The 17337-nt window shown below is 68.0% G+C and carries 13 protein-coding genes and 4 pseudogenes; 9 read left to right on the top strand and 8 right to left on the bottom strand.

The genetic code is table 11. The annotated features are described in order from the left end of the window. Positions 1–1059: 1059 nt before the first annotated feature. Together G412_RS36340 and G412_RS36335 are read right to left on the bottom strand one after the other, a co-directional pair. Positions 1060–2086: pseudogene (locus tag G412_RS36340) on the bottom strand (hemolysin family protein). Further along, positions 2083–3432 carry a hemolysin family protein gene (locus G412_RS36335; RefSeq protein WP_051338658.1) on the bottom strand — a complete coding sequence of 450 codons (1350 nt, stop codon included), beginning with the start codon at positions 3430–3432 and terminating at the stop codon, positions 2083–2085. The pseudogene G412_RS36340 and the gene G412_RS36335 overlap by 4 nt, the downstream one beginning before the upstream one ends. A 95-nt stretch (positions 3433–3527) precedes the next feature. Here G412_RS36335 and G412_RS36330 point away from each other — a divergent pair. From G412_RS36330 to G412_RS0128105, 3 genes and pseudogenes are all read left to right on the top strand, one after another. After that, positions 3528–4202 (top strand): annotated as a pseudogene (locus tag G412_RS36330) (sporulation protein); the annotation flags it as partial. Positions 4203–4310: 108 nt separating this feature from the next. Beyond that, positions 4311–4766, top strand: coding sequence for a tellurite resistance TerB family protein (locus tag G412_RS0128110; RefSeq protein ID WP_028814984.1), 456 nt, complete (start codon positions 4311–4313; stop codon positions 4764–4766). Between the two features lie 45 nt (positions 4767–4811). Beyond that, a complete protein-coding gene (locus G412_RS0128105) occupies positions 4812–5075 on the top strand; it encodes a GlsB/YeaQ/YmgE family stress response membrane protein (RefSeq protein WP_028814983.1) in 264 nt (87 codons plus the stop codon). An 84-nt stretch (positions 5076–5159) separates the two neighbouring features. On the opposite strand, the pseudogene G412_RS36325 reads toward G412_RS0128105, so the two are convergent. The 3 genes and pseudogenes from G412_RS36325 to G412_RS0128090 all read right to left on the bottom strand — a co-directional run bounded on the left by G412_RS36325 (position 5160) and on the right by G412_RS0128090 (position 8016). Then, positions 5160–6484: pseudogene (locus G412_RS36325) on the bottom strand (LCP family protein). A gap of 194 nt (positions 6485–6678) precedes the next feature. Next, positions 6679–7611, bottom strand: coding sequence for a M56 family metallopeptidase (locus G412_RS0128095; RefSeq protein ID WP_028814982.1), 933 nt, complete (start codon positions 7609–7611; stop codon positions 6679–6681). Positions 7612–7614: 3 nt separating this feature from the next. Next, positions 7615–8016 (bottom strand): BlaI/MecI/CopY family transcriptional regulator, encoded by a 402-nt coding sequence (locus tag G412_RS0128090; protein ID WP_028814981.1) that lies wholly within the window; start codon positions 8014–8016, stop codon positions 7615–7617. A 242-nt stretch (positions 8017–8258) separates the two neighbouring features. Here G412_RS0128090 and G412_RS0128085 point away from each other — a divergent pair, with 242 nt between their 5' ends. From G412_RS0128085 to G412_RS0128065, 5 genes and pseudogenes are all read left to right on the top strand, one after another. Next, positions 8259–8834 (top strand): TerD family protein, encoded by a 576-nt coding sequence (locus G412_RS0128085; protein WP_028814980.1) that lies wholly within the window; start codon positions 8259–8261, stop codon positions 8832–8834. Positions 8835–8910: 76 nt separating this feature from the next. Further along, complete coding sequence (locus G412_RS0128080) at positions 8911–9174, top strand: twin-arginine translocase TatA/TatE family subunit (RefSeq protein ID WP_028814979.1); 264 nt, start codon at positions 8911–8913, stop codon at positions 9172–9174. A gap of 60 nt (positions 9175–9234) precedes the next feature. Next, complete coding sequence (locus tag G412_RS0128075) at positions 9235–9816, top strand: TerD family protein (RefSeq protein WP_028814978.1); 582 nt, start codon at positions 9235–9237, stop codon at positions 9814–9816. Between the two features lie 1060 nt (positions 9817–10876). After that, positions 10877–11230 (top strand): annotated as a pseudogene (locus G412_RS38605) (SpoIIE family protein phosphatase); the annotation flags it as partial. A 49-nt stretch (positions 11231–11279) separates the two neighbouring features. Next, a complete protein-coding gene (locus G412_RS0128065) occupies positions 11280–13121 on the top strand; it encodes a glycoside hydrolase family 15 protein (protein WP_028814976.1) in 1842 nt (613 codons plus the stop codon). A gap of 39 nt (positions 13122–13160) precedes the next feature. Here the strand turns inward: G412_RS0128065 and G412_RS0128060 are convergent, their stop codons facing one another. From G412_RS0128060 to G412_RS36320, 3 genes are read right to left on the bottom strand one after another with little or no spacing between them, the layout of a single operon-like run. Beyond that, positions 13161–15275, bottom strand: a complete 2115-nt coding sequence (locus G412_RS0128060) for a phosphoinositide-specific phospholipase C-related protein (RefSeq protein WP_244283271.1) — start codon at positions 15273–15275, stop codon at positions 13161–13163. Continuing rightward, a complete protein-coding gene (locus tag G412_RS41160) occupies positions 15205–15651 on the bottom strand; it encodes a helix-turn-helix domain-containing protein (protein ID WP_244283265.1) in 447 nt (148 codons plus the stop codon). The genes G412_RS0128060 and G412_RS41160 overlap by 71 nt, the downstream gene beginning before the upstream one ends. A gap of 20 nt (positions 15652–15671) precedes the next feature. Beyond that, on the bottom strand, positions 15672–16310 hold the full coding sequence (locus G412_RS36320; protein WP_051338657.1) for a hypothetical protein: 639 nt from the start codon (positions 16308–16310) through the stop codon (positions 15672–15674). Between the two features lie 470 nt (positions 16311–16780). On the opposite strand from G412_RS36320, the gene G412_RS0128050 reads away from it, so the two are divergent. Next, a complete protein-coding gene (locus tag G412_RS0128050; RefSeq protein WP_028814974.1) occupies positions 16781–17296 on the top strand; it encodes a GNAT family N-acetyltransferase in 516 nt (171 codons plus the stop codon). Positions 17297–17337: the final 41 nt, after the last annotated feature.

Genomic DNA, 17337 nt, shown 5'->3' with positions numbered 1-17337 from the left:
TTCCGAGGCAATCGGCGGCGGTTGCGATGCCTGACACGTCTGCACTCCAGCCCCCGGACGGGCTACCACCACAAGGGCGGCGTACGGGCCGACGACGGTACTTCTCGACCGCGGTCAGGGCTTCGGCGAAGCCTTCGGACGACGTTCCCTGCGAGCGCCGTGTGCTTGACCTCCAGAACCGCTGATTTCTTGCAGGCCATCCAGCGGGTGACCTTCAGAAGCAGGCCCGTGAAGCGGACTACGACCAGTTCGGCACAGGCGGTAGCACTCTCGACGGCTGGCTGACCCGCCATCGGCCCCACGACGGCCGGACACCGGCGCCCGGTCACCGTGCACCTCTGGCACCAGGACCTGCACAACACCGGCTTGGCCTGACTGGGCTATGCCACGCCTGAATTGCTTCGAGCGGCCGATGTCCGACCGCCAAGTGCTCCGGAGTAAAGGTCGGCATCGGCGGGAAACAGAGCCGGCGGCCGTCATAGAGGGTGTCGCCCACGCGCAGGGCAGCGGCATTGACGAGGCCGACCACATCGCCGGGGTAAGCGGTGTCAACCCCCTCCATGCCCGAGCCCCCTCATCGACGCGAGGAAAAACCTCTACAACGAGGGCATCGACCGTGAGACGTGGCGCGGCTGCCGTCCATGACCGGCTCCTGCATGTGCGCCATCGCCACGAACACGATCAACAGTACTTCGCATTGTCGAAGAGCGCGTCCCGCTGCTTCGGGGCCCCACGCCGCGCGGTGGTCACAACGGTCCGTGCAAGGGGACTTGCGGGCTCCTGCTCCCCGACCGGTGGGAGCGGGGCTCTCGCATCCGTGGGGGCATGAAAATGGGGTGCATCACATCTTCAGTCCCTCGTGAGGTACCTCAGCCTTGGCTGAGCCCAGATCCTCCCCTCCGTGGACCGGCCTCCTTACTACGGACCGTGTGAGAGGCAAGGCACCGCTTTCCCGGTGCCTGGCTGGTTCACGGCGTCATCGGGGCAGCGCGCGATCCGGGTGTTCGTCACACAGGAAGCCCCAGGCAACCGCCTGGGGCTTCCATGTCGCCGAACCAGCTACGACGAGCGCATCGAGGATCCCATCAGTCGAACGATGAGATCGTCGAGGCTGATCAGGCCGGTCAGCCGACCCTCCGTGTCGCGTACGACGGCGAGCGAAGCCCGGCGGTACTGGAGTTGCTCGACCGCGTGGGCGACGGTGTGGCTCGGGGCGAGTTCCGGGACGGGGCAAGCGAGTTCACGGGCCGTCAGGGTCCTGCCCTGGGCACGTGCGACCAGGGCGTCGCGGGCGTGCACCGAGCCAACGACCGTTTCACCGTCTCGTACGACCAGCCGGGTGTGGTCGGCAGCCGTCGCGGCGGCGAGGATCGTATCGGTGTCTGCGTCGGCTTCGACGTAACTGATCTGGGCGGCGGGCACATGGAGCTGTGCCACCGGGGTCTGCGGTTCCCTCAGGGAGCGGGTGATCAGGCTGGAGTCGGTTTCGCTGATCAGGCCGAGGCGCTGGGACTCCTCGACGAGGTGGGTGAGCTGCTCGCGGTTGTGTACGGCGGTGAGTTCGTCGCGCGGGGTGACGCGGCACAGGCGTACGAGCGCGTTGCTGATCTTGTTGAGCAGCCAGATCAGCGGGCGTACGAGGCGGATCAGGGCGCGGAAGGGCGGGGTGAGCAGCATGGCGGGAGCGTTCAGGGTGGGCGATGGCCCAAGACTTGGGGGCCATCTCGCCGAGGACCATGTGCAGGAAGACGACCACGGTCATGGCGACGGCGAAGGCGATGCCGTAGCTCAGTCCGCTGGGCAGGCCGAACTTCTCCAGGAGCGGGTCGAGCTCGTGGGAGATGGCGGGTTTGGAGATTGAGCCGAGGCCCAGGGTGCAGATGGTGATGCCCAGCTGGGCGCCCGCGAGCATCAGGGAGAGTTCTCGCATCCCTGCCAGGGCCGACCTGGCTCCGCGTTGGCCCTGGGCGGCGGCGCGTTCCATGCGGTGGCGCTTGGCGGCCACCAGGGCGAATTCGGCCGCGACGAAGAAGCCGCTGCCGATCAGCAGGAGGAGGGTGACGAAGAGGGCCAGGGGGAAGCTCATGCGGTCGGCTCCTCGTCGGCCGGGGCGGCGTGCAGATCCGCGTCCGGGTCGGTGTCCGGCAGGCGCTCCATGCGGATGCGCTCGGGGACGTGGCGGTCGAGGGTGCGGACCTCGATGAGGACGGTGCCGACGGTGAGGCGGTCTCCGATGGCCGGGAACCGGCCGAGCCGGTCCACGATCAGGCCGGCGGCGGTGCCGTAATCCTCTTCCTCGGGGAGTGCGATGCCGGTGGCTTCGGCGATCTCGTCAAGGCGGCGGCCGGCGTCGACCAGCCACCCGGTTCCGTCGGCGACCGCGATCTCGATGACCCGGTCGGACTCGTCCGCGATCTCGCCGACCAGTTCCTCGGCGATGTCCTCGAAGGTGACGATTCCGGCGAAGCCTCCGTGCTCGTCGAGGACGACTGCGAACTCCTGCTTGTGCCCCTGCATCTGCTCGACGGCGCCGGGCAGCGCCAGCGTGTCGGGAAGCAGCAGCGGGCGTCTGGCCAGCTCACCGGCGGTGGTCCGGTCGAGGCGGGCGGCCGGCAGTCGCATCAGCTCGCGTACGCCGATGACGCCCTTGATGTCGTCGTGGCGCTCGCCCGTGACCGGGTAATTGGAGTGGCCGCACTTGGCGATCAGCTGCACGACCTCGGTGGCCGGTGCGTCGGCGCTTACGTAGACGGCATCGACACTCGGGACCATGACCTCGTCCAGGGTGCGCTCGGAGAACTCCAGCGCGTGGTCGAGAAGTTCGGCGTTGGCGCGAGGCAGCTCGCCCTGTTCGTGTGACTCGCCGATCAGGTGGCTGAGCTCCTCAAGAGTCGCGCCGTGGTGCAACTCCTCAACCGGCTCGATGCCGACCCTGCGCAGCAACTTGTTGGCCGTGGCGTCGAAGAGGTGCACCACCGGGCCGACCACCTTGAGGTACGCGAGCGTGGAAGCCGACAGCGACTTGGCGAGCCGGTCAGGGACGGCCAGCGCCAGGTTCTTGGGAGCCAGTTCACCGAGCACCATTTGCACGAATGTCGCCATGACGAAGGCCAGCGTCACCGAGATGGCGGAGACCGCGCCGTCGGGGAGGCCAGTGCCGTCCAGTGCGGGGCGCAGTAGCGCGGAGACGGCCGGCTCGGCGAGGAAGCCGACGACCAGGCCGGTGACTGTGATCCCCAGTTGAGCGCCCGAGAGCATGAAGGAGAGCCGTTCGAGCACCTTCACCGCGCGCGCCGCGCGCTTGTCACCCGCTTCGGCCTCACGGGCGAGCGCGAGCCGGTCGGCGGCGACGTACGCGAATTCCTGGGCGACGAAGTAGCCGGTTCCTGCCGTTAGGACGAGGACGGCCGACAGGCCGAGTACGGCGTTCATCGGACAACCCGGGGGCTGAGTCCCGGACCGTCGGGGTCCGTCAGACTGGCGGACAAGACGTGCTCCTTGAAAGGGTGTGGATGAGGACTACGGGTCTGCTGGGACCGAGTATCAGTGGATCGATGGGGTGCCGCTCGGCCCGTCAGGTGGCGGGCGGCAAGGACAAGGGCGATCTGGACCCGCTGACAGTACGGCCGCTGCCTGTGCAGGAGGCTGTCCTGGAGGCGTTCGGGCAGCTTGGCTTCGGCTTCAAGTCGGCAGACCTGGAGTACGGACACATCGGCGGCACCGGCCAGCAACTGCCCTTCTACCAAGAAGTCGAGCTCACGCCGGCTCCGCAGTACGCGCAGGCCATTCGGGAGGTCGAGGTGACCTTCCTGGCCAACCCGGGTGGCATGGAGGTCGTACTGGAGGCCGACAAGCCGGGCGGCCTCTTCTCCTCCGGCCACGACGCCGTCAACCGCTTCACCGTTGGCCACCAGGGTGTCGATCAGCGCGACTGGAACGCCGAGGTCGAAGGCTGGGTACGGCAACTGGCTGCCGGACACGGCGCCCACGCCACCCACGTCCCGCACGATTACGGCCACGGCCACGGCGAGCATCACCACAGCGACAGTCACCACCGCTCCGGGCCCGGCATGGGCACCGTGGTTGCCGCCGGTGCGACGGGGCTGGCCGTCGGCGTCGTCGGCGGCATGGTGGCCGCCGAAGTCGTCGACGAGGTGGGCGACTTCTTCGAAGGAGACGACGAAGAGGGCGAAGAGGGCTGAAGTAAGGCAAGCTCTCCTGATAGCTTCTACGTGACTGTAGAAGAATGTGGGTGTCCGGGTCGGCCCCCCCTTCCTGCCCGGACACCTCCTGACGCATATGGAGTTCTTATGGCCCTGTGGGATCGCTTCAAGGAGTCCGCGTCGACGATGCAGACGCAGCTCATGGCGAAGAAGAACGACCTCAAGAGTGGCGCCTTCCGCGACGCCAGCATGGCAATGTGCGCCCTGGTCGCCGCCGCCGACGGCACCGTCGACCCTGCCGAGCGCCAGCGGGTGGCCCAGCTCATCGCCACCAACGACGTACTCCAGAACTTCGCCGCGGACGACCTCCAGCGCCGCTTCGACGAAAACCTGAACAAACTGACCGCCGACTTCGCCTTCGGCAAGGTCAGCGTCCTTCAGGAGATCGCCAAGGCGAAGAAGAAGCCCGCCGAGGCCCGCGCCGTCATCCAGATCGGCATCGTCATCGGCGGCGCCGACGGCGACTTCGACAAGGACGAGCAGGCCATCGTGCGCGAAGCCTGCTACACGCTCGATCTGCCGCCGCACGAGTTCGACCTGTAACAAGCGGGGCACACGTACCTCATACGACGTACCGGAGGAGCAGGCGTGGAGATCTCAGGCATCATCAGCGCGATCGTGATCGGCATCATCATCGGTGTGCTGGGACGGCTCGTGCTTCCGGGCCGGCAGCACATCGGCATTCTGTGGACGATCCTCGTCGGTATCGCCGCGGCCTTCCTGGGCACCGCCATCGCGGGCGGGCTGGGTGTCGCGGACTCCAAGGGCATCGACTGGATCGAATGGCTGATTCAGATCGCTCTCGCCGTCGTGGGCGTGGCTGCCCTGGAACGCGTCAAGTCCCGGCGCTGACACCCCGTACCGATCGGAAGGAAACGGTGGGCCTGGGGCACTCAGCCGCAGGCCCACCGGCGTTCCCCCAACCAGTAGGTCGCGTCAGCGCATGCCGGTGAAGTCCGCACCCACGACGAGAATGACGGTGCCGGCCATGGCGTCCGGGTCAGGTTCTGCCGCGACACCGGGCAGCCGGGAAGCGAGCACCGCGGCCAGCTGTTCGAGGCCCGGGGGGTACGTGACCGTGGTCTTCTCCGCAGAGGTCGGTGCATTGCCGGCGCCGGTAATGCTGTAACCGGCCATCCGCAGCGTTTCGGCAACCTTCGCGGCCTGGCCGGGCACCCCGCTGCCGTTGAGCACCTGCACGCGCACCGAAGCGGCGTACACCGGACCCTTGGAGTCGGCCGCCAGCTTCTTCTTGTCAACCTCGTGGTCCTTGGCCAGCGAGGTGAACAGGTCGGCGGCCTGCGGGTACTGCCACACCACGTTGGCCTTGTCGGAGGGTACGTCCGCCTCGCGTCCGTAATTGGGCACGGTCAGGAAGGTCAGCCGGTCACTCGGGATGCTCTTGATCTCGTTCGCAAGACCGGTCAGCGGTTTGATTCCCGCAACTTCTCGTCAGTGGACAGGGACTTGGTCGCCGAGTCCAGGAAGTCGTACAGGGCGGTCGGGCTGGTGAGCTTCTCCTGAGCCTTGGCGGCGAGGGCTTGCATGAACTCCTGCTGGCGGCCGATGCGCCCGAGGTCCGAGCCGTCACCGACGCTGTAGCGGGTGCGGACGTACCCGAGGGCGTTCTCGTCCTTGACGGTCTGGCACCCAGCCTCCATGTCGAGGTGTGCCTTCTCGTCGCGGATCGCCGTCTCGGGGCAGACCTCGATGCCGTCGAGGGCGTTGACCATGCCCTTGAAGCCCTGGAAGTCGACGGACATGAAGTGGTCGATACGCAGGCCGGTGGACTGCTCCACCGTCTTGATCGTGCAGGCGGCGGCTCCGGAAACATCGCCGCTCGTACCGCCAATGGCAAAGGCCGCGTTGATCTTTGAATGGCGGGGAGTGGACATCGTCCCGTTTCCGCGATCACACGCCGGGATGCTCACCCAGGAGTCCCGCGGCAGAGACACCACCGTGGCCCAGTCCCTGTTCGCGGACAGATGCATGACCATCAGCGTGTCCGACTGCATGGTGTCCAGGTCCTTGCCGTACTTCGCGTTCTTGCCGTCCCGCGAGTCAGAGCCCACCACCAGGATGTTCTTCGAGCCCGGACTCAAATTGACCGGCCTGTCGTCGCCCAGCTTGTTGTCCACGTCCGCGGAATTGATGTTCCCGTCCAGCCCCTGGTAGACCCAGGCCCCGGCCCCTGCCGTCACCAACACGAGGACGGCCAGCGCCCCACCGGTCCACAGTGCTATCCGCCCGCGTCGGGTCAGCCGGCCGGACCCGTCTTCCACCCTGCGGCGTCGCCGGGTCGACTGTGCCCGGCGACCATGCCGCCTCCTGTCCTGCGTACCCACCTGGCATCCTCCGGGCCTTCGCGCTCGTTCATCCGCAACCGCCGCTCCATGCGGTGCGTGAACTCTACAGTCGCGTAGAGGCAGCCAAGTCCTGCGCAGGTCAGCCCGGATTACCCGTAGGTGGCAGATTGCAGAACGAAGAACAGGGCGATCGCCGCGTTGAGCGCGGACAAGGTCGACGCGGCCGTTCCGGCTGCGGCGACGATAGCGGCGATCCCGGCCGTGGTCAGGGCAGGCGGCCAGTTGCCGGGCGTCGGCACAGGCCCCAGCAGCGCGGCAACGCGGCGCGGTACCGGGCCCGCCTCGGCGAAGGCGGCCAGCCCCGGTACGGCGGCGTGTTGGGAGATCAGCGCCGCCTTGCCCACGGCGCGGGCCGTCATCCGCCGATCACCGGTCACCCGGGCGGCTTCCTCGTCGGCCCAGCGCTCCGTGCTGTAGCCCACCGCGGAACGGAGCGGGCGCAGCAGCGGGTTGGCACAGCCGGCGAGCTGCACCGTGAGCAGAAGGCGGTGGTGCCGTCCGGCGAGGTGGGCGCGCTCATGGGCGAGCAGGGCCCGTCGCTCTGCCTCGTTCAGGCCGGACAGCATGCCGGTGGAAACCAGGATCCGGCCCGGAGAGCCCGGCAGCGCGTACGCGTACGGCACCTCATCGGTGAGTACGGCGACCTCCGAGGTGTCGGGATGCACGGCCAGCGTGCGGTGGGCGCGGGCACGGAAGCCGTAATGCCGTCGCAGGGTAAGCGCGCACGCCGCGACCACGAGGGCGAGAGCGCCGATGGATGCCTTCCCGGCCACCTCGTCGTATGGCACGGCTTCCCGTACCTCGGGGTCGGACCAGCTGTCGGGCAGCGGGTTGCCGGGCAGCTGCGCGGTACCAACGACCACCAGAAGCCCGAGGCACAGCGTGCTGCACGCGGCGAGGATCGCCCCTACCCAGGTCAGCAACAGCGCCGCGTTGCGCGGATGCAGATGCTGTTCGGCCAGCCGCGCGATCGGCAGTGCGGTCAGCGGCAGGATCAGGGGCAGGAAGACGAAGACGCCCATCGGTCAACGCTCCGGATCGTCAGCTTCATTGAGGAGGGAGCGCAGGAGCTGTTCGTCGTGTGAAGACAGGGACGACACGAAACTGGAGAGCACCGCATCGCGGTCTTCCTCGTTGTCGAGCAGCTTGCGCATGCGCATGGCCACAAGACCGGCTCCGTCCGCCACCGGCGTCCACACGAAGGACCGGCCGGCCTTGGTGCGGGTCACCGCCCTCTTCGCGTGCAGCCTGGTCAGGATCGTAATGACCGTCGTGTACGCCAGATCGCCGCCGAGCTGTTCCTGTACCCACGCGGCGGTCACCGGGCCGGGTGCCGAGCCGAGCGCCGACAGCACCTGCATCTCGAGTTCACCCTGGCGCCTGCGACCGCGCCCATCTGGGCTCGTCTTCTCCGTGCCGTCAACCATGGCGCGGCCTCCTTTCCGTCCCGCCGCCCCGAACCGTACGAGCGTCGAGGGGGCATCGTACTGGTCACCCGCCGCCCGCCCCACCCAGCGGCCGAGTCGGCAGTGTGACCTGAAGGCGCCTACCGACATGCCCAGCACATCCCTACCTGTTTCTACATTGCTGTAGATTCCTAATGGTGTGTCATACGAGGGTCCGAAGCGGCGTCCCGTTCTCGGGCCCAGGTCTTGAGAAGGGAAGCGATATGGGTCTGAGCCTCGCCAAGGGCGGCAATGTCTCGCTGAGCAAGGAGGCGCCGGGCCTGTCCGCCGTACTGGTGGCTCTGGGCTGGGACGTCCGTACGACGACCGGCACCGACTACGACCTCGATGCCAGTGCGCTGATGGTCAACGATGCCGGGAAGGTCGCGTCCGACCAGCACTTCATCTTCTTCAACAACCTGACCAGTCCGGACGGCTCGGTCGAGCACGCGGGCGACAACCTCACGGGCGAGGGCGACGGGGACGACGAGGTGATCAAGGTCAACCTGGCCGCTGTCCCCGCCGACGTGTCGAAGATCGTCTTTCCGGTTTCCATTCACGACGCCGAAGCCCGCGGCCACAGTTTCGGCCAGGTCCGCAACGCCTTCATCCGCGTGGTCAACCAACATGGTGGCGCCGAGCTCGCCCGCTACGACCTGAGCGAGGACGCCGCCACCGAGACAGCCATGATCTTCGGCGAGCTCTACCGCAACGGCGCCGACTGGAAGTTCCGTGCGATTGGCCAGGGCTACGCCAGCGGCCTGGCGGGCATCGCCACCGACTTCGGCGTCAACGTCTGACGAAAGCGTCATCGGGGTGCGGGCGAAACCCGCACCCCGTGCCCGGCTCACCCACCACTCCAGAGAGCGGACACTGGTGTTTGGATTCAGCGAACTCGCGATACTCCTCATCGTCGTCATCGTCGTCATCGTCTTCTTCGGCGCCAAGAAGCTCCCTGAGCTGGCCCGCAACGCGGGAAAGGCGGCACGCATCCTCAAGAGTGAGAGCAAGACGATGAAGGCGGAAGACGCCGCCGAGCGACGCCAGGATCCCCGCATCATCAAGGTGCAGCCTGGTGACAGGACTGGCGAACGGCCCGGCGACGGGCCAGGGGCCGGCACCGGACCGGTACGGACCTGACCTCAGCCGCTCAGTACCTCCCGCACAGCCACCACGAAAACCACAACGAATAGGCAGCGCATGTCCGTGAATCTGACCAAGGGCCAGCAGATCAGCCTGAGCAAGTCCGACGGTGGCGCGCTCACCGTCGTCCGCATGGGACTGGGCTGGAAGGCCGCTCAGCGCAAGGGCTTCCTCGCCAAGCTCACTGCCCGAGAGATCGACCTGGACGCCTCGGCGGTGCTCTTCGCCGACAAGAAGCCGGTGGACGTTGTCTTCTTCCAGCACCTCGTCAGTGACGACGGCTCCGTCCGTCACACCGGTGACAACCGCGTTGGCGGCGCCGGCCAGGGCGGCGACGACGAGTCGGTCATCGTGGACCTGCAGCGCGTGCCCGTTCACGTCGACCAGATCGTCTTCACGGTGAACTCCTTCACTGGCCAGACCTTCGAGGAAGTCGACAACGCCTTCTGCCGCCTCCTCGACGAGACCACCGGCCAGGAACTCGCCCGCTACACCCTCACCGGCGGTGGCCGCCACACCGCACAGATCATGGCCAAGGTGCAGCGAAGCGGCTCAGGCTGGCAGATGGCAGCCATCGGCAGCCCCGCCGACGGCCGCACTTTCCAGGACCTCATGCCGGCCATCACCACTCACCTGTAACGAGTGCCCCTGTCCGGCTTCCGCTCCAGGAGGCCGGAACAAACCAGGATCACTCCGGCAGACACAGTAACGCCCGATCAGGTCAGGTAGCGGAGGACCCACCGGACGCAGCGGTCCAGTCAGGCCCAGGCAGAGCCGGCCTCGGCCAACTGCGGAAGCAGAAACTGCTGGTTGAGCCGGTGGGTCGCCTGGTGCCGCTGGTTCTGTCCGGCGGATCATGCTCTGGCCGTGGGGCTGGGCGATCTGACGGATGGCGAGTGGGCGCGGCTTGAGCAGCGCCCACCAAGGTTCGGTGGCCATGGTGGGCGGTGGTGCGACCACCGGAAGGCGACCGACGGCATCCCGTCCTGAATCCGTATCGGCGGCCTGCACACTGGCCCGGCCACGTCTTCTGGGCCGTGTCCACGGTGGCGTCTGCCGCCTGTCGACACCACAACGCCCTGTCTCGGCAAGACGAGGTAATCAGGACTGGCTTTCCGCCCACTCCGCGTGCCGGTTGAAGCACACCTCCGTGGGCACCACCCCTGACACCACGCTGTTCCGCCACGGTTCCCAGAGACGCTCTTGCGGGCGGTAGACGCCCGCAGCCCTACCTCGCGGTTTCCCACTCCTCACAGGCATACCTGTTGCGCTCCGCATTCTCCGCGCGGACTTGCGGAGTTCGACGACCCGCCAAGCTGTCGCGCGCCTGCCCTGACTGCCTGTGAGGTATCCGTCAGAGCTCTCCTGCTCGTACCCCGCCCCGCGAGCCAGAGCATGAGCTCTACCTGTCGCTGCCGTTATCCACCAGACGGCGAAGGTGCTCCATCGCAAAGATGGCCTGCCACCAGCTCTCGCTCGCGAGGGGGCTAGGAACACCGCCGCATCGCCAAGGCGCACGGTGAACTAACAGCCCTTCGCGGAGTCAAGCCCGTTCCGCGGCTCGCCGGGCGGTGCGTGTGGCCGTCTCCTACATGTCCGCCGTGGCTGAGGCCCGTATAGGCCGCGACCTCTACGAAGTGGTCACCTCACCCCATGGCGTAAGGGTGATCACGGGCGACGTCCAAGGCAAGGGACTGGGCGTGGTGGAGACCTCCCGCTCGGCTTGGGCGGTCACGGTACAGAGCATCCGGAGCCGTTCCGCTTGAGCTTCCTCCACGGCGACCGGCTCCTGCTCTGCACCGACGGAGTCACCGAAGCACGCGACGTCGCGGGCCGCTTCTGTCCTCTCGCCGACCGCGCTCACCTGCTCAAGGAACGCGACCCGCAGGCAGTCCTGGAGATGGTGCGCCAAGACCTGCTCCAGCACGTCAGCGTTCCGCTGCACGATGACGCCGCCATGCTGTGCTCCGCTACCGCTGACGGTTGGCGCCCCTGTGACCGCCATACGCTCCGCATTGATGCGCCGGAGCCTGGCCCCACGGGGGGACCGTGAGCCGGGTAGGGACGGATCAACCGCCCCGGTTGTGGGTACTCGCTCGCTCATGGAGCCCTGGCAGCCACTGACACGCCGAGACGGGTACCTGCCGATCGAGGATCATGGCCTGATCGGTGACGGCCGCGGCTGCGCCCTGGTCGGCCGGGACGCGGAGATCAGCTTCATGTGTGTTCCGCGCTTCGACCGCGACCCCGTGTTCTGCTCCTTGCTCGACCGGCGTCATGGCGGTGGCTTCCAGCTCTCGCCGGACGGAGTGCGGGAGAGCCACCAGCGCTATGTCGACGACACCGCCGTTCTGATCACGGAGCTTCGCACGGGCACCGGCGTCCTGCGGGTCACGGACGCCTTTGTGCTGCGTCCTGGTGCACGTCTGGAGGAAGACGCGCCAGCAGCGGCGGGGGAGCTGATACGCCAGGTCCGCGTTGTCGAGGGCGAGGTCACCCTTCGTCTCCGCCTGGAGCCACGCGGCGGCGCCCGCATCCGTCGCCGAGGAGAAGACTGGATGCTCGACTGCGTGCGGCAGGGCATCACCCTGCGCCTGTGGTCCTCACCTCAGGTGACGCTTCCGGACAGCGTCCTGACGCTCCACGCCGGGCAGGAGCTGTCCCTGCGGTTGCGCTGGGAGGGGTCGCCCAGCCCTTACCAGTCTGTGGAAGCCGGCCTGGAGAGCACGGTGCGTGCCTGGAAACGCTGGGCCGCTTTCGTGGTCGACGATGTGCCGCAGTCCGACCTGGTGCGCCGGTCGGCTTTGACCCTGAAACTGCTGGACCACTTCGAGAACGGGGCGATCATCGCGGCTCCCACGTCGTCACTCCCCGAGCACATCGGGGGGACACGCAACTGGGACTACCGCTACTCCTGGATCCGTGACGCCGCCTACACCGTCTTCGCGCTTCGCCGCATCGGACTGCCGTCGGAGGCCGGGGGCTTTCTGCAGTGGGCCCTTGGGGCCGCTCGTCACAACCATCAGCCGCGGGTTCTGTACGACGTCGACGGTGAAGTCCCGGCGCCGGAGGTGGTGGACGACGGCCTTGAAGGCTATCGCCGGTCCTCACCCGTTCGGTGGGGCAACGCCGCGGTCGAGCAGACCCAGCACGACGTCTACGGGGAGGTCCTGGACTGTGCCTTCCAGTGGGCAGCCACCGGAGGAACGTTCGACGCGACGCTAGGGGACTGGCTGGCCGGCCTCGCCGGGCGTGCTGAGCATGCCTGGCGCAGTCCCGACCACGGCATCTGGGAGGTCCGCACCTCCGGCAGGCCCTTCACCTACTCCGCCGCCATGTGCCAGGTCGCCCTTGACCGGGCCGCCAGGCTCGCACGCCGACTGAAGCTGCCCGGTGACGCAGACCACTGGGCTCGCGAAGCCGAGCAGCTCACTGAGCGCATCCTCTGCCATGCCTGGGACGAGCAGACCCGTGCCCTGACCGAGCACCTGGGCAAGGGAGGAGCGCTCGATGCCTCCCTCCTCGCTCTGCCGCTGCGCCGGGTAGTGCCTGCCGACCATCCCAGGATGGTGGCGACCTGCCGGGCGATCACCGAGCAACTGGGTGCGGGCGGGGGACTGCTGTACCGATACCTGCCGGAGCGTTCACCGGACGGCATGGATCATCAGCCCGAGGGCGCCTTTCTGCTGTGCAGCTTCTGGCTCGTGGACAACCTGACGGGGCAGGGCAAGATCGAGCAGGCCGGTGACCTGTTCGATCGCCTGTGTTCCCACGCCAACCACGTGGGGCTGCTGCCCGAGCAGATCGACCCGTCCGACGGCACGTATCTGGGTAATTGTCCGCAGGCCATCAGCCACGTCGGTCTTATCTCCAGCGCGGTCGCTCTGGCCCGCGCCACCCGGGGAATACGCCCAGACCTCTCCACGGCGGCCTGGTTCGCCTGACTCCAGCGCACATGTCACCGAGCCGGCTCCTTTGGCGAGCTACCGCGCACGCTCGGCGTTGAGGTCGTCGACCGCGCCGCGTGGGTCACCGAGGGTCGCGTAGTCCACCGCGATGAAGTTGACCAGGCTGCCACGCCTGCGCTCGCATCGGTGCGCCCGCCGCAGGACCTCCTCTCGCCTGTTGACCTTACTGGCGTCGAGTCGGCTCGCCCCGGAATCGGTGACGAAGTGATTGAGCAGGAAAAGCCGCTTGCCGGTGCCTCCCCGGTTCGGCAGGCAGGTCATCTGCTGGGGACTGCGGGAGTCGAACGGCGTTTCCATGCCGTAGCGGTAAAAGTCGCGGTACCAGGGCGCGGGACCGTCTGCCTGCTCTGCGAAGACGACCAGACGCTGACCGTTGTCGATCATGTCGGCGAGGGTGGGCCACGGTTGAGTGGGATCCTGATCCTGTTTGTACAGCAGGTCGGTCAAGTCCGCCCGCATGAACGCTTCTGCCGTCTCCTCGGGGCTGACTCCGTCCTGGATGATCAGCGTCACGACTTCCGAGCGGTGAGAGCGCAGCCAGCCACCGATCTCCCGCAGGGTGGGCGCCAGTTCGAGCGCGCCGGCGCCGCACACCGAGTGACAGAGCCACAATCCCTCACGGGGCGGGTTCACCTGCTCCAAAGCGTGGAGAAGCTGGCGCTGCTGGCGGGGTGAGAAGTCCGAGTCGCGAAGACGGTCGGCGATCTCCGCGGGCTTTTCCCACCGGTGGGTGTCGATCTGCAGCGCGCGTACTCCGGCATTGAGCTGTCCGATGATGTCCGGATCCTGGGAAGGGCTGATGAACTGGTCGGCCGTCGAGGCCATGGCGTTGTGGGAGGTGAGGTGAGCGACTTGGTCGTAGCGGAGATCGCACAGGTCCGGGCTGCCCTGGCAGACCCGTGGCGCGGGCCCGTTGATCACCGGCGGAATTACCACTGCGCCGACCACCGCGCCGGTGGTCACCGCGATGGCCAGGAACAGGATGGGGCGAGTGCGCGCCGACGACAGTGTGGCATGCCGAGTCTGCCCGGCCCAGGCGACTGCGACGAGCAACGCTGCCGCTGTCAGCAAGAGGGTCGCGGCCGTGGTCGCGGTCGTGAGAACCCGGTCAAGCAGGGCGCGCTGCACGTCATCGACTAGGCGGATCGCTGCGGGCGGCCAAGAGGAGGGGCTGTCGACCAGATGGTCCCGCGCCCTGAGATGGCCGTACACCACCGCTGACAGGATCAGGGCGGCGGTCGTGGCCAGTGACCAGCCCAAGGCCATAAGCCGCCGCGACGTGGTGGGCGGTGGCGAGAACCACAGCAGGAGCAGCGAGACGGTGCCGAGCAGAGCGGCAACCGGCTCCACCGCGTACCGCACGATGTGTATGGCCGTGCGGGCCCGGTGGACGGGAGCCAGGACGTCTTTCGACGCTTCGATGTCGGCGGTGATCAGCCACGTGCTGCCACCGCTCTCGCGCAGCACGTCCGCGACGGCCGCGCGCGTGCGGTCGGACACTGCGGCCGAGGTGACGGTGGTGAGCGCCGAGGCCACGTCACCGCTCTCCAGAGCCGCCTGAATCTCCCGTCTGACCTTGGAGCGCTCGGCCTCCGGTACGACCCGCAGCAACACTGCGGTGACCCGCACCGCCTGCTCGCGGGAGAGCGGGAGCGAGGGGAGCCCTTTCGGCGCATGTCCTGCCACCACACGCTCGGCTGCCTTGCCCAGGCTTTCGGTGAACGCCTGGAAATCGGGTTCGGGCTGCTGCTGCATCGCGGCGACGGCCTCACCGAAATAGATTTCGGCGAGACTGCCGATGTTCTCTGCCACGGGCCTGATGTCCACCGCGAGGCGTACATGGTTCTGGTCCCCTCTGAGGTAGCGGACCACCTCGGCGATCTGGCGGTCGCCCATGGCACGCAGCGTCTCCGGAGGAACGACAAGTTTCAGATTGGCGGTCACCGCGGACTCCGGTACCGGCAGTCGGCCGAGCAGGTCACGGGTGAGGTCGGCGCTTTGCGGATCGGCTAACACGTCGTCGTAAATCCGCTGGTACGCCCGCTCGTGGTCAAGGGCCCTACGGTAGAAGTCCGGATCGAGCACGGTGCTCCGCAGCGTCGCCCCAAGGGCCAAGACGCTCAGGCTCACGACTGCCACCACCCAGGCGGCCAGGCGGAGCGACCGAGAAAGAGGCGGCGGCGTGCGCATCGGCCCATGGTCGCTCATCACCTCTTGCCGAGGCGTCTCGTGGTCGGCGGACACGCAGAAGGTCAACCGGCCTCCGCGGAGGGACGGGGCAGCGGAGCACGGCAGGTTCCTCGGGAGACCCGTGCACCATGCCGACCGTCGGGCCCTTCAAGGTGAGTCGGCGGGCTGGAGGGGGGTGGGACGGCCAGTTCAGCAGGCGTGCGCCGAGCGCGGCGGTCTGCAGGATGTAGCGCTGGTCGGGGTCGGTGAGGTCGTGGCCGGTGAGCTGCCGGATGCGGCTGAGCCGGTAGGCGACCGCCCGCACGCTCATCCCCAGGCGGCGGGCGGTGGCGGTGTTCAGGCGGCCGCTGGCGAAGTAGGCGGTGAGGGTGTCAGGAGCGGCCGCGGGCCGCCGCGTGCTTGTTCCAGCCCGCAGAGGACGGTGGCCACCAGGTCGGTGATGGCTGCGCGGTCTCGGCAGAGGACTTGGAAGACCAGGACGTCCGCGGCGTGGACGAGTGGGGCGGACAGACTGAGCTGGGTGGCCAGGTCGAGGGTGCTGCGTGCTTCCTGGCAGGAGTGGACGATACCGCCGGGGCCCCGCCGTGGCCGGCTGATGGCGATCTGGTGCTGGTCGCCGACCGCGTTGCCCGCAGCGGTGGTGAAGGAGCGGGAACGTCCGGTCCCGTGCCGCGGGACACACACCAGAAGGCCGTCCTTGGTGGTGATCAGCACCTCGCGCGCGGCGAACCGGGTGGTCACGCCCTCCTCGACGTAGAGAGTGGCGGGATCGCCCGCGCCGAAGGCGCTCGCGGCCCGCGCGCGCTCGGCCAGCCGGCCGAGGCTGGTGCGCCCCTCCAGGAGGTCGTCGACGAACTTCCGCCGTGTCGCCTCCTCCCCGCGGATGGCTGCCCGGTGGGTCGTCTCGTATCCCTCGGTCAGCCCAACCGTCGCATCGGCGACCGCCCGAAGGAGGGCGGACACCACGGCTGTCACGCCCTCATGGTCCTTTGCCCGGCGGGTGCCGGGCAGGTCCTCCCACACCCGGCAGGCGGAGTCGAGGTACTCGGAGACCAGAGCCGTGAGGGGGGTGCCGCGGCCCGCCGCGGAAGCAGCTCCGTCCGCGCAGCGGCCTGCCGATCCTCGTCATGGACGGTCGGCAACTCAGCGGCATCATCACCGCACAGGACATCCTCGGCGTCGTCCAGCGCCGCTAGGGCCTGTTCGGAGTCGTGATCAACGTGTTCGAGGGTTGGCCGTCGGTCGGTGCGACCGGCGACTGGATCGAAACCTTTTTGCGCAGGCCGGGGCAGGGTTGCTACGGTCACGCCGACGCGAGAGACGCGTGATCACGGGATGGGGAGGTTGATGAATATGGCCGCCGTCGGCCTTCATCGGCATGCCCTCATCCGGTCCGCGTGCTAGGACAGCGCGGTCCGGTCGTTACCAACGACCCGGAGTGATACGTGTCTTCCTCCTCTTCATCAGCCCATGTGCAGCTGACCACCTCCCGCCTTGCCCTTCGGCCCTGGACCACCGCCGAGGCCGCCGCGGTCCTCGACGACACCAGGTCGGTGCACTGGGCCGACGACTTCCCGGCCGACGGTGACCGCGTCATCGCCGGCCTCTTCGAAGAACATCCCGCCTGGCTCGGCGCATATGGCCACCGTCTGATCATCGAACGTGACAGTGGCCTGGTGGTGGGCTCCATCGGCCTGTTCTGGCCGCCCAGCGAGGGAACCCTCGAAATCGGGTACGGCACCGTGGCCTCCCGCCGCGGCCTGGGCTATGCCCCAGAGGCCACCCGGGCTCTTGCCGAGTTCGCCTTCACCGCGCCCAGCGTCCATACCGTGTGCGCCAACGTGGAACTGTCCAACCCGGCCTCGGTCCGTGTGCTGGAGAAGGCCGGCTTCCATCGATGGGCCACCGAGGACAACCTGGCCCGTTTCAGGATCACGAGCCCGGAGCGGCACGAGCGGTGACCCGATGGTGGGGTCGGCGGCAGTCCGTCGGCCCCACCGCG

The organism is Streptomyces flavidovirens DSM 40150 (genome assembly GCF_000429085.1).
Taxonomy (GTDB): domain Bacteria; phylum Actinomycetota; class Actinomycetes; order Streptomycetales; family Streptomycetaceae; genus Streptomyces; species Streptomyces flavidovirens.
The sequence above is the reverse complement of the archived record's forward strand: the minus strand, read 5'-3'. Positions and strand labels throughout refer to the sequence as shown.